This is a genomic window from Nonomuraea sp. NPDC004186, from assembly GCF_053603495.1.
Window position 1 is genome coordinate 1 of the sequence record NZ_JBSGFQ010000218.1, and the last position, 11,595, is coordinate 11,595.

At 70.6% G+C, this 11,595-nt stretch carries 10 protein-coding genes; 4 read left to right on the top strand and 6 right to left on the bottom strand.

The window, feature by feature from the left end:
• Positions 1 to 84: 84 nt before the first annotated feature.
• Positions 85 to 621, top strand: coding sequence for a carboxymuconolactone decarboxylase family protein (locus ACWEPL_RS63540; RefSeq protein ID WP_355195318.1), 537 nt, complete (start codon positions 85 to 87; stop codon positions 619 to 621).
• On the opposite strand, the gene ACWEPL_RS63545 is transcribed toward ACWEPL_RS63540, so the two are convergent.
• The 6 genes from ACWEPL_RS63545 to ACWEPL_RS63570 form a co-directional block, all read right to left on the bottom strand.
• Positions 614 to 1,690, bottom strand: coding sequence for a serine hydrolase domain-containing protein (locus ACWEPL_RS63545; RefSeq protein ID WP_452442603.1), 1,077 nt, complete (start codon positions 1,688 to 1,690; stop codon positions 614 to 616). The two genes, ACWEPL_RS63540 and ACWEPL_RS63545, sit on opposite strands and share 8 nt — an antisense overlap.
• 133 nt (positions 1,691 to 1,823) lie before the next feature.
• A complete protein-coding gene (locus ACWEPL_RS63550) occupies positions 1,824 to 3,707 on the bottom strand; it encodes a glycoside hydrolase family 76 protein (protein WP_452442605.1) in 1,884 nt (627 codons plus the stop codon).
• Positions 3,704 to 4,978 carry an ABC transporter substrate-binding protein gene (locus ACWEPL_RS63555; protein WP_363964780.1) on the bottom strand — a complete coding sequence of 425 codons (1,275 nt, stop codon included), beginning with the start codon at positions 4,976 to 4,978 and terminating at the stop codon, positions 3,704 to 3,706. Before ACWEPL_RS63555 ends, ACWEPL_RS63550 begins: the two co-directional genes overlap by 4 nt.
• Positions 4,979 to 5,009: 31 nt before the next feature.
• A complete protein-coding gene (locus ACWEPL_RS63560; RefSeq protein WP_452442607.1) occupies positions 5,010 to 5,876 on the bottom strand; it encodes a carbohydrate ABC transporter permease in 867 nt (288 codons plus the stop codon).
• On the bottom strand, positions 5,873 to 6,811 hold the full coding sequence (locus ACWEPL_RS63565) for a carbohydrate ABC transporter permease (RefSeq protein WP_452442609.1): 939 nt from the start codon (positions 6,809 to 6,811) through the stop codon (positions 5,873 to 5,875). Before ACWEPL_RS63565 ends, ACWEPL_RS63560 begins: the two co-directional genes overlap by 4 nt.
• Positions 6,808 to 8,070, bottom strand: coding sequence for a glycoside hydrolase family 125 protein (locus tag ACWEPL_RS63570; RefSeq protein ID WP_452442611.1), 1,263 nt, complete (start codon positions 8,068 to 8,070; stop codon positions 6,808 to 6,810). Before ACWEPL_RS63570 ends, ACWEPL_RS63565 begins: the two co-directional genes overlap by 4 nt.
• Before the next feature lie 134 nt (positions 8,071 to 8,204).
• Here ACWEPL_RS63570 and ACWEPL_RS63575 point away from each other — a divergent pair, with 134 nt between their 5' ends.
• The 3 genes from ACWEPL_RS63575 to ACWEPL_RS63585 all read left to right on the top strand — a co-directional run.
• Complete coding sequence (locus ACWEPL_RS63575; protein ID WP_452442613.1) at positions 8,205 to 9,305, top strand: GntR family transcriptional regulator; 1,101 nt, start codon at positions 8,205 to 8,207, stop codon at positions 9,303 to 9,305.
• Positions 9,306 to 9,328: 23 nt separating this feature from the next.
• The gene (locus tag ACWEPL_RS63580) at positions 9,329 to 10,408 is read left to right on the top strand and encodes a glycoside hydrolase family 76 protein (protein WP_452442617.1); all 1,080 of its coding nucleotides are present in this window, start codon (positions 9,329 to 9,331) and stop codon (positions 10,406 to 10,408) included.
• Between the two features lie 51 nt (positions 10,409 to 10,459).
• Positions 10,460 to 11,595: FAD-dependent oxidoreductase (locus ACWEPL_RS63585; protein WP_452442615.1), on the top strand; the 1,136-nt coding region annotated here is incomplete at its 3' end.

An 11,595-nucleotide genomic window follows, 5' to 3' on the forward strand; every position in this document is an offset into this window, starting at 1 on the left:
GACCGTGGAGAGTGACAGCCCCGTGGAGGCGGCGGACATCGTGGCCGCGGTCGAGGAAGCGGGCTACGAGGTGGCGAGCCGGTCATGAACGCGGCGCCCAGGCTGGGTGCGCTCGACCCCGCCGAAGCCCCGGAGAAGTCCCGGGAGTTGCTGAACGACATCATCGGCCGCACAGGCTCGGCCGGTGAGATGATCTCCACCATGGCGCACTCGCCGGCGATGCTCCAGGGCTACCTTGACCTGTCTCGGGCCATGAAGCGCAGCAAGCTGCCCCGCGCCCTCAGCGAGAAGATCTCGCTCGCCCTGCAGGAGTGGATCGGCTGCGGGCTCTGCCTCGACGCGCACGCGGCGGGCGCCCGGGCGGCGGGGCTGAGCGAGACGGACATCGCCCTCGCCCGCCAGGGCACCTCCACCGATGCCCGGGAGGCGGCGCTCATCGCGGTGGCCACCCGCGTGCTGGCCGAGCCGTCGTCGCTGACGGACGAGGACGTGGCCGAGCTGAGGGCTCATGGCTGGAGCGAGCGGATCATCGCGGAGATCCCCGGCCTGGTCGCCCTCAACCTGCTCACCGGCTCCTTCAACCTGCTGGCCGGCCTGAAGCCGGCCGAGAAGGCTACGTGAGCGGGCAGAAGCGGGTCTCGAAGAGCGTGGCGAACGTCGTCAGGAAGTCGTTCCAGTCGCCGTTCAGGTTGGCGACCAGCGTGTGGGTGCCCTCGCGGTCGCCCATCGCGTACGTCACCGAGCCCTGGATGAAGCCGCCCCCGCCCCAGAGCGTGACCCCGCACGGGAGCTTCTGGGAGTAGACGCCGAGGCCGTACCTGGTGTTCGGGACCCAGTCCGCGCCCTCCGTCGAGACGGTGGTGAACATCTCCTTCTGCTGCGCGGGCGCGAGCAGGCGGCCGCGCAGCAGGGCCCGCAGGAACCGGTGCAGGTCGGAGGTGGTCGAGACCATCCCGCCGGCGGCCCCGGCCCAGCTCAGGTCCGCGTGGGTCACGTCGTGGACCTCCGTGGGCCCGCCCGCCTCGTCGAACTTCGAGTAGTGGCGGGCGTGCGGGTCGCGGATCGTGTTGTCGGCGCCGGGCAGGTACGTGCCCGTCAGGTGCAGCGGGCGGGCGATGCGGCGGTCGATCTCGTCGGCGATGGTCGAACCCGTCGCCCGCTCGACGATCAGCCCCGCGAGGTTGTAGTTGACCTTGGAGTAGATGAAGCGCTTGCCGGGCTCCTCGGGGCGCGGGGTCTCCTGGCCGGGGACGGCGTCGGGGAGCCCGCTGGTGTGGTTGAGCAGCTGCCTGATCGTGATCTTGGTGCCGTCCCCGCCGAGGTGCTCCTCCACCACGCCGGGCAGCCATTTCGCCACCGTGTCGTCCAGGCTCAGCTTGCCGTCGGCCGCCACCTGCAGGACCACCGTGCCCACGAACGCCTTGGTGAAGCTGCCGATGCGGAAGTGCTCGCCGGGCCGGCGGTGGCGTCCGGTCTCCAGGTCGGCCACCCCCGCCGTCCCGAACCACGGTGCCGCGTCGCCGTCCCTGAGCTCGGCGACGATGCCGGGGCCGCCGCCGTCGGCCACGGCCTGGTCGAGCGCGCGCTGGAGCTTGGCGTGGCCCCGGTCGGCCGCGGCGGCGGGGATCGTCATCGTGGTGGCCGTCGCGGTCAGGGCGGCGACGAGCAGGCCGGTACGGAGCATGGACATGGAGCCTCCATGGAGGTCGGAGAGGGCGTGGTCATCCACCGGGCAGAGGCGCCGGCGGCGACAAGCAACGCTAGTTGACTAATCCGGCCTTAGTCAACATGAGTTGCTTGAAAGCCCTCTCCGATTCCCGGGCTCACGAAGGGCCGCTGACGTAGCGGAGGGTCAGCTCGTCGAGGTTGAGCCAGTTCGCGCTGCCCTTGGACGCGTTGAAGATGACGGAGACGGTGTTGGCCCCCTCCTGGAGCGCGACGTTCGGCACGGTCACCGTGTTCCACGTGCTCCACGAGCCCGTGGAGGGGAAGCGGAGGGCGTCCACGGCTCCGGCGCCGTTGACGAAGACGTGGCGGACGGCGTCGCCCGCGGCGGCCGCGTAGCGGAAGGTGAGCTCGTACGTGCCGGCCCGGCTGACGTCGGGCCGCAGGTCCACCCACTGGCCGTCGGCGTTCCAGCCGGCCACGTAACCGGTGCCGGTGAAGCCCGGGTTGGTGGACTCGGTGCCGACCCCGTGCAGGGTGCCCGACTCGGCCTGGAGCTGGGCGGAGACGTCGAGGCGGTCGAGGTTGAGGTAGTTGCCCGAACCCAGCTCGACCCGGATGGCGTTGTGACCCCGGGCCAGCGTGACGCCGTTGAGCACGGCGGTGTTCCAGGTGCCCCAGCCGCCGGTGGACGGGAACGACTGGTCGGACTGGACGCCGTTGACGATGATCCGGCGGGAGGCGTCCCCGGCGCCGGCGGCGTACCGGAAGCGCAGCTCGTGCGCCCCGGCGGACGGCACGTTGACGTGGAAGGTCAGGGTCTGGCTGGCTGTGTTCCAGCCGGCGAGGTAGCCCCGGCCGCTGAAGCCGGGCTGGGTGCTCTCGGCGCCGATGCCCGACGACAGCGCGTTCTCGGCCTCGTACCGGCCGTTCTCCGGCTGGAGCCCGGTGTTGCCGTCGTGCTGGACGAGCTGCAGCGCGCTGACGGCGGCGGCCGCGGTGAGGCTCTGGAGGTACGTGGCGGGGGCGGGCGCGGACCAGTCGGGGCCGGCGAGGCCGTCGCCGGTGCGGCGGTGGCGCCAGGCCTGGGTGGCGTTGCGCTGGAGGAAGGGCAGGTACTGGGTCTGGCCGTGCTCGGTGACGAGGGTGTTGAGCGAGCGGAACAGCAGCGACTTGAAGCCCCCGGCGTCGTCGGAGCCCTCGTGCATCATGGTGCCGCCGTTGGTGAGGTAGGTCGTGGCCCAGTCCGCCGCCGCGCGGGCGTCGGTCAGGTAGGAGGCGGTGCCGGTCGCGGCGTGGAGCGCGGCGGCGGCACTGATGTAGGTGCCGAAGTTGTAGCTGAAGTCCCATTTCACGAGGGTGCCCGAGCCCTCGATGTGGTCGTAGACGTGCCCGGACTGCTGAAGATCGGCCTTGATCCAGGCGAACAGGCTCTGCGCCCGCGTCAGGTAGGCGGCGTCGCCGGTCGCGGCGTACAGCTTGGTGGCGGTGATCACGGCCGGGGCGTTGGTGGCCACGTTCTTCTGGGTGTGCACGCTCCTGCGCCACCAGATGCCGCCGCCGAACGTGGTGTCCTGCTCGGCCCAGATCTGGTCGAACAGGGCACGCGACCGGTTCAGGTACGTCGCGTCACGCGTGATCTCGTACGCCCGCGCGCACGCCAGGGCCCACCAGCCCAGGTCGTCGTTGAAGTCGTTGGCGAAAGTGGGGTAGTAGGCGACGAAACCGGCGTACACGTCGTCGATCAGCTGCCGGTAGGCGGCGCCGCCGGTGCGCTGGTAGGCGTCCATCACCAGCTCCCACAGCTGGGCCTCCCACCAGAAGTCGGTGTACAGGCCGCCTTCCGGGCCGTGTGCGTGCTCGGCGTGGATCTGGTGGTCGCTGTTGGTGTAGAAGTACTTCTTCGCCGGATCCCAGAAGGCGGAGACGAAGGCCGACATCGCCGCGTCGGCGTCGGCGGGCACGGTGGCGTGCGCGGGAGCGGGGGCGAGGGTGAGGGCCGCTGTCAGCACGAGGCCGGCGGCCGCCGCGCGCGCTCTCATTGGTTGTTCTCCGTCAGCACCCGGTCACCCTGCTCCTGGGCCTTGGCCAGGGCCTGCTGGGCGGTGGTCTTGCCCTCCATGAGGAGCTGGAGGTTGGGGATGAGGGACTCCTCCTCCATCGGCGCGTAGCCCGCGCAGGCGGGGCGGATCTTGGCGTACTGCAGCGTGTCCAGGATCGGCTTCCAGAACGGGTCGCCGGAGAAGAAGGGATCCTGCGCCGCCTGCACGTTGCCGGGGATGTTCAGGCTCGTCCTGGCCCACAGCAGCGCGTTGTCCTTCTCGGCCGTCCACCACTTGACGAACTCCCAGGCCGCGTCCTTGTGCTTGGCCGCCTGCGGGATCACCAGGCCGAAGCCGCCCATGAGGCTGGCGCTGCCGCCCTGCGGCCCGGCCGGCGGCGGCACGATGCCGAAGTCGAGGTCCTTGCCGTACTTCTGGTACGTGGTGATGTTCCAGGGACCCGTCAGGATCATGGAGACCTTGCCGGTCGCGAACGCGTCGGTGCCCTCGCCGAGCCCCTTCTCGAAGCCGCTCTGGTAGACGCCCGCCTTGATCAGGCGGCTCCACAGGTCGAGGACCTGCAGGCCCTGCGGGCCGTTGAAGGTCGTGCGCGAGCAGTCGTCGCTGACCATCTGGCCGCCGGCCTGGCGCAGGTACATGCTGAACAGGCCGGTGTCGTCCATCGACAGGCCGGCGCGCACGAGCTTGCCGCCCTCGCGCCTGGTCAGCTTGACCGCCGCCTGCTCCAGTTCGGCCCAGGTGCGCGGCGGCTCGACCCCGGCCTCCTTCAGGTGGGCCTTGTTGTAGAACAGGGCTCGCGCGTCGACCGTGAGCGGCAGCCCGTACAGCTTGCCGCCGTGGGTGAGCTCGCGCAGCGCCTCGCCGTAGAAACGCTCCCGCTCGATGCCGTCCTTCTTCAGCAGGTCGTCGATCGGGGTGAGGACGCCCTTCGGCGCGTAGCTCGCCGTCCGCCAGCGGTCCCAGAACATGACGTCGGGGGCCTGCCCGGAGGTCGAGGCGGTGAGGAACTTGGTGAGCATGTCCTCCTGGACGACGTACTCGACCTGGATCTTGGGGTGCGTCTTGTTGAAGGCGGCGGTCATGGTCTTGAACTGCTGTTCGCCCTCGCCCGACCAGTCGCCCCAGAACTTCAGCCGCACCACCCCTCCCGCGGAGGAGGAGGGGGCGTCGGACGAGGCGCAACCGGTCGTGATCGTCAAGAGTACGGCGAGGGCGGTGGCGGCCAGCCGCTTGACCAGGGTCGAGTGCATCGGCGGCGCGCTCCTTTCTGGGAGGGGGGTGTCACTGGAGGCCGGAGCCGGTGAAGGCCAGGCCGCGAGTCAGGTAGCGCTGCCCGATGGCGAACAGCAGCAGAGTGGGCAGCATGGCGACGATCGATCCGGCCATGAGCGGCCCGTAGTCGGTCTGCCGGTTGAAGGAGAAGGCGGCCAGGCTCATCTGGATCGTGCTCATGTCCGGGTCGTTGAGCACGATCAGCGGCCACAGGAAGCCGTTCCACCCCGCCACGAAGGTGAAGACCGCCAGGGTGGCCAGGGCGGGACGGCACAGCGGCAGATAGATCCGCCAGAAGATGCGGAACTCGGAGCAGCCGTCGACGCGGGCGGCCTCGCCCAGCTCCCTGGGCAGCGCGAGGAAGAACTGCCGCATCATGAACACCGCGAAGGCCCCGACGGCCCCCGGCAGGATGACCGCCCAGTACGTGTTGAGCAGGCCGAAGCCGCCCTGGCCGGCGAGATCGTTGCCCCCGGCCAGCGGGAAGTTCTTGACGATGAGGAACGACGGCACCAGGGTCACCACGGACGGCACCATCATCGACGCGAGCAGCAGCCGGAACAGCACCCGGCTGCCGCGGAACGGCAGCCGCGCGAACGCGTAGCCGGCCAGCGACCCGAGCAGCAGGTTGGTGGCGACGCCGGCCACGGCGAGCAGCAGCGAGTTGGCGAAGTGCCGGGCGAAGGGGACGGTGGTGAACGCCGCCCCGTAGTGCTCGAAGGTGATCGTGCCGGGCAGCCACGTGATGGGCAGGGAGATGATCTCGTCGTCCGGCTTGAGCGACGTGCTCAGCGACCACAGGAACGGCAGCAGCATGAACAGCCCGACGACGGTGAGCACGGCGTAGAACAGGGTGATTCTGATCGTCCGGATCATGTCTCGTCGCTCCGGTTGAGCCGCATGTTGAGCACGGTGACCGCCACGATGACGAGGAAGAGCGTGAACGCCTGCGCCGAGGCGTAGCCCATGTGCAGCCGGTTGAAGCCGGTCTCGTAGATCTGGTAGACGGGCGTCAGCGTCGAGTTGCCCGGACCGCCCTTGGTCATCACGTACGCCTGGTCGAAGAGCTGGAACGCGCCGATCAGCGACAGCGTCGTGACGAACATCGTCGTGGTGCGCAGCTGCGGCCACGTGATGTGGGCGAACGCCGCCCAGCGGCCCGCCCCGTCCAGGGCGGCGGCCTCGTACAGGTGGCCGGGGATGTTCTGCAGCCCGGCGAGGTAGATCAGCATGTTGGAGCCGACCCCCTGCCACAGGGTGACCAGCACGATGGAGAGCATGGCGGTGCTGCTGTCGCCCACCCACGCCGGGCCGGGGATGCCCAGGAAGCCGAGGATCTCGTTGACCGGCCCGTAGTGGCTGTTGAGCATCCAGGTCCACACGGTCGCGGCGGCCACGGGGGAGGTGACCACGGGGATGTAGAAGACGGTGCGGAAGACGCCCATCGCCGGGAGCCTGCTGTTGAGCGCCACCGCGAGCAGCAGCGAGACGGCGATCATCGCGGGCACGAACATCGCGCAGTACAGCAGGATGTTCTTCAGCGTGAGGGCGAAGGTGGCGTCCTTCAGCAGCCTGGCGTAGTTCGCGAGGCCGGCCCACGTCGGCGGGGTCAGCACGTCGTACGAGGTGAAGCTGAGGCCGAGGGCGCCGATGACGGGCAGCACGGTGAAGACGAGGAACAGCACCATCGGCGGCGCGGCGAACAGCGCCCCGGCCCGCGCCTGGTGCCGGCTCAGCAGGGAGTCCCCGGGCCGGGCGCGGCCCGGGGATGCGCGGCCGGCCGCGGACCGGCCGGCGAGCGTCTGGGTCATGTCTGTGCCACCTCCATGGCGAACTGCGCGAACAGGCTGTTGGCCCAGCCGAACCAGGGGCGGGTGAAGACGCCGGGGTCGTCGGGGTCGAAGCTCTCGTGGACGTATCCGGTGCCGGCCGTCGTGGCCGCGAGCACGGCCAGCAGCTCGTCCCGTTCCGACGCGTCGGTGGACGTCAGGCCCTGCATGATCAGCGATAACGGCCAGACATGTCCGGACTTGGTATGCGGGCTGCCCACGCCCCGCGCGTACCTGCCCTCGGCGTAGTGCGGGTTGCCGGGGCCGAGCACGAAGGCGCGCGTGTTGCGGTACGTCGGGTCGGACGCCGGCCGGTATCCCAGGTAGGGGATGGAGAGCAGGCTGGGGATGTTGGCGTCGTCCATCAGCAGGTGGTTGCCGAGGCCGTCGCTCTCGTAGGCGTAGATCTCGCCGTGGACGGGGTGGCGGACGACGGCGTGCCGCCGGATGCCTTCGTCGATCTCCCCACGCAGCCGTACGGCGTCGTCGGCCAGGCCGGCGTCCGCGTAGATCTCCCGCGCGAACCCCGCCAGCTGGCCCAGCACGACGACGGCGAACATGTTGGCCGGGACGAGGAAGCCGTACGTGCACGCGTCGTCGCTCGGCCGGAACGCGGAGCGGACCATGCCCGTGTACCCGCAGGCCGGGCCGCTCCCCTCGTTGACCAGCGTGTCGGTGGGCAGCCCCGGATCCGGCCGGACGAAGCGGTACGGCGAGCGCTCGGGCCGCTGCTCGGCGCGCATCGTGCCGACGACGGTGACCAGCATGCGGTACACGGACTCGTCGAACACCGAGACGTCGCCGGTCGCCTCCCAGTAGAGGTGCAGCAGCCGGATCGGATGGCACAGGGAGTCCAGCTCCCACTTGCGCTCCCAGACCCACGGCCCCGCGCGCGGCACGTCGTCGTGGTGGCCCTGACCGTCGGGGCTCTCGTTGAACGCGTTGGCGTACGGGTCGATCGCGACGTACCTGGCCTGCCGGTGGATCACCCCGCGCACCATGCGGCGGACCTCGTCGTCGGCGGCCGCGTGCCGCACGTACGGCTCGACCTGGGCCGCGGAGTCGCGCAGCCACATCGCCGGGATGTCGCCGGTGAGCACGAACGTCGTCCCGTCCGGCAGCGGCTTGACCGTGCTCTCCAGCGTGTTGAGCAGGCACTGCCGGAACATCGCGGCGGCCTCGGGGTGGCGCCGCGCGAGCCTGGGCTCGACCTTGTCGGCGAGATCATGTACGGCTTTCACACGGTTCCCTTCGACATCGCTTGAGGGAAACGTAAGAATCAAGTTGTCATAAGTCAATATGTCTGAAACATCGAGATATAAGATGATATATATCTGGATGGGTTGACATACCAACTGAATGGGCGAGGGGAAGAGTGGCTGAGAGAGGCCCGCTGCTGTACGAGCGGATCGTCGACTACCTGCTGGACGAGGTCAGGCGAGGCGCCCTGGCCCCGGGCGACCGCGTGCCCTCGGAGATGGAGCTCGCCGAGCGGTTCGAGGTCAGCCGCATCACCTCCAAGAAGGCGCTCGAACTCCTCCGGGAGGCCGGCGTCGTCCATCGGATCCGCGGCAAGGGCTCGTTCGTGGCCACGGACCTTCCCGACCTCGACCGGCTGACCCCCGCCGCGCGCCCCGCCGAGGGGGAGCGCGTCCCCGGGGCCATCGTGATGATCTATCCGGACGCGTCGGAGGCGTACGGGCTGGAACTGCTGTGCGCGGTGGAGGAGCGCTGCGCCGAGCGGGGCATCCCCCTGGTGATCAAGCGCACCCGCGGCAGCCAGGAAGAGGAGGAGAAGGCGATCGAGTCGATGGTGGACTCGGGGCTGGCCGACGGCCTGATCGTGTTCCCCGTCCACGGCGAGTACTACAACGCCGGCCTGCTGCGGACCATCCTCGACGGCCACCCGCTGGTCCTCGTCGACCGCTACCTGGCCGGGATCCAGGTGTGCGCCGTGCACACGGACAACGCGGCCGCCGCCCGCGCGCTGACCGAGCGCCTGCTCGACCAGGGGCACCGGCACGTCGCCTTCGCCTCGCCCCCGCCGGAGAACACCTCCAGCATCGAGGAGCGGCTGGAGGGCTTCCGCGCCGCCTGCGCCGCCCGCGGCGTGCCGCTCGACCATCAGCATCATCTGACCGAGCTGTCCAGCACCCTGCCCGGCGCCTTCACCCCGGAGAACGTGCGGGCCGACATCGACCGGATCCGCGCCTTCCAAGCCCGCGAACCCCAGGTCACCGCGTTCGTGGTCTGCGAGTACAACCTGGCGCGGGTGCTGGACCGGGCGATCGACGGCCCGGTCATCGCGTGCTTCGACTCGCCGCTCGACCCCGTCGCGGGCCCTGCCTTCCTCCACGTACGGCAGGACCAGCGCGAGATGGGCAGGCGCGCGGTGGACCTGCTGCTCGCCCAGACGCGCGGCGAGCCCGTCCCCGCCCGATCCATCGTGCCCTTCACCATCGTCGAGCCCGTTTGATGAACGGAGAATCCTTGACCGACGTGTGGAACCACCGCGCCGACCTGGCCCAGCGCAGCATCGACCGCTATTTCGCCGCCCCCGGGGAGCAGCTTTTCAACAACTGGCATCCGCTGGAGCCCGGTGACAACGACGTCTTCAACTACTGGTGGCTCGCCCACGCCGTCGACGTCCGGATCGACGCGTACCTGCGGACCTCGGACCCGGCACGTCTGGAGCAGGCCAGGCACATCCACGACGGGATCCTGCGGCGCAACGGGGGAGAGCTGTTCAACGACTACTTCGACGACATGCTCTGGCTCGCCCTGGCGACCCTGCGCCTGGCCGAGGCGACCGGGGAGAGCGAGCTGTACGGCGAGGCCGTCGAGCTCTGGCAGCATGTCCTCGACCAGGGCTGGAACGACCACGAGGGCGGCGGCATCGCGTGGCGCGTCTCCCAGCCGTACTACAAGAACACCCCGGCCAACGCCCCGTTCGTCATCCTCTCGGCGCGGCTGCACCGGCACACGGGCGAGCGGCGCTACCTGGAGCAGGCGCGGCTCGTCATGGACTGGCTGGAGCGCACGCTCGTACGGCCGGACGGGTTCGTGCACGACGGCGTCAACCGCCAGGAGGACCACGCGGTCGACGAGGACTGGCGCTTCACGTACAACCAGGGTCTGTATGTCGGCGCGTGCGTCGAGCTCGCCCGCGCCCTTGGCCTCGGCCTTGGCCTCGGCGAGGAGCCTGACCTCTACCTCTCCCGCGCCGCCCGGACCGCGCGGACGGCCATCGCCGAGCTGGGCGTGGACGGCGTGTTCGCCGCCGAGGGGGAGGGCGGCGACGAGGGACTGTTCAAGGGCATCTATTACCGCTACGCCCGCGAGCTCGTCGAGGTCGCCGACGTGCCCGAGATCAGGGCCTTCGTGCTGGGCAGCACCGAACACCTGTGGCGGTCGTGCGGCCGTGACGGCCTCGTCCTCGCGAGCGAGCAGTGGGACCGCCCGCCCCGGGCGAAGGTCCCCCTGTCGGCCCAGCTCAGCGCGGCCATGGCCACGGAGGTGTGCGCCGCCCTGACGTCGCCGCGCGTCCATCCGCCCGGGCAGCCTGACCGCATCGCCTAGCATTGACCCGGTTTCGCGTCCGAGCCGGCTCGCCACTGAGGGGAGTGCGCCATGCAGGTCGTGGTCATCGGGGCGGGTCTGGGCGGCCTGTGCCTGGCTCAGGGACTCAAGGCGGCGGGGGTCGCCGTGACGGTCCACGAACGCGATCCCTCCGTCGGCCACCGGCCGCAGGGCTACCGCATCCACCTCGACTCCAGGGCCGCCCGCGCGCTGAGCGAGTGCCTGCCGCCGCGTCTCTACGAGCTCTTCACCGCCACGTCCGGCCAGCCGAGCAGGCGGGTCACGATCGTCGACGAGCACCTGCGCGAGCTGCATGCCGTCCGCTTCGGCGACGGCGCGTCCGGCGAGGCCCCGGAGACGTTCAACGCCGCGGTGGACCGGATGACGCTGCGCACGATCCTGCTCGCCGGGCTCGACGAGGTTCGCTTCGGTGCCGAGTTCGTCCGCTACGAACAGCAGGACGGCGGGCGGGTGCGCGCCTTCTTCGCCGACGGCTCGACCGCCGCGGGCGATCTGCTGGTCGGCGCCGACGGCATCGGCTCGCGCGTACGCGGCCAGCGCCTGCCCCAGGCCCGGGTCAAGGACCTCGGGGTTCGCTGCCTCTACGGCCGGACGACCCTCGACGACCGGGTGGCGGGGCTGCTGCCGCCCGCGCTGACGGAGGGCTTCATGTCGGTCAGGTCGGCCCGTGCCGGACTGGCGCTCGGCCTGGTACGGCCCCGCGAGAACCCCGCCGAGGCGGCGGCGCGGCTCTGGCCCGGCCTGCGGCTGGACTGGGCCGGCGACTACGTGATGTGGGCGCTCGCCGTGCCCGCCGCGGCACTCCCCGGCACCGACCGCGAGCTGGCCGCCGCCGACGGCGCCCACTTGCACGAGCTGGCCGCCGGACACGTCGCCGGCTGGCACCCCGACCTCGTCGAGCTGGTCGCCTCCGCCCGGGCCGACCAGACCTTCTACGTCCCGGTCAGGAGCTCGGTCCCGCTCAAACCGTGGGGGCCGGACAACGTCACCCTGCTCGGTGACGCCGTACACGCGATGAGCCCGGCCCAGGGATCGGGGGCCAACTGCGCGCTCCTGGACGCCGCCCTCCTGTGCCGCGCCGTCGGCGCGGGCGGGCCGCTGGTCGAGGCGGTGGGTGGCTACGAGCGCAAGATGACCGAGCTCGGCTTCGCCGCCGTCCAGATCGG

Excerpts from the sequence above, each read along its gene's own strand:
- ACWEPL_RS63540 (WP_355195318.1), top strand. The coding sequence starts at position 85 with ATGAACGCGGCGCCCAGGCTGGGTGCGCTCGACCCCGCCGAAGCCCCG.
- ACWEPL_RS63545 (WP_452442603.1), bottom strand. The coding sequence starts at position 1,690 with ATGTCCATGCTCCGTACCGGCCTGCTCGTCGCCGCCCTGACCGCGACG.
- ACWEPL_RS63550 (WP_452442605.1), bottom strand. The coding sequence starts at position 3,707 with ATGAGAGCGCGCGCGGCGGCCGCCGGCCTCGTGCTGACAGCGGCCCTC.
- ACWEPL_RS63555 (WP_363964780.1), bottom strand. The coding sequence starts at position 4,978 with ATGCACTCGACCCTGGTCAAGCGGCTGGCCGCCACCGCCCTCGCCGTA.
- ACWEPL_RS63560 (WP_452442607.1), bottom strand. The coding sequence starts at position 5,876 with ATGATCCGGACGATCAGAATCACCCTGTTCTACGCCGTGCTCACCGTC.
- ACWEPL_RS63565 (WP_452442609.1), bottom strand. The coding sequence starts at position 6,811 with ATGACCCAGACGCTCGCCGGCCGGTCCGCGGCCGGCCGCGCATCCCCG.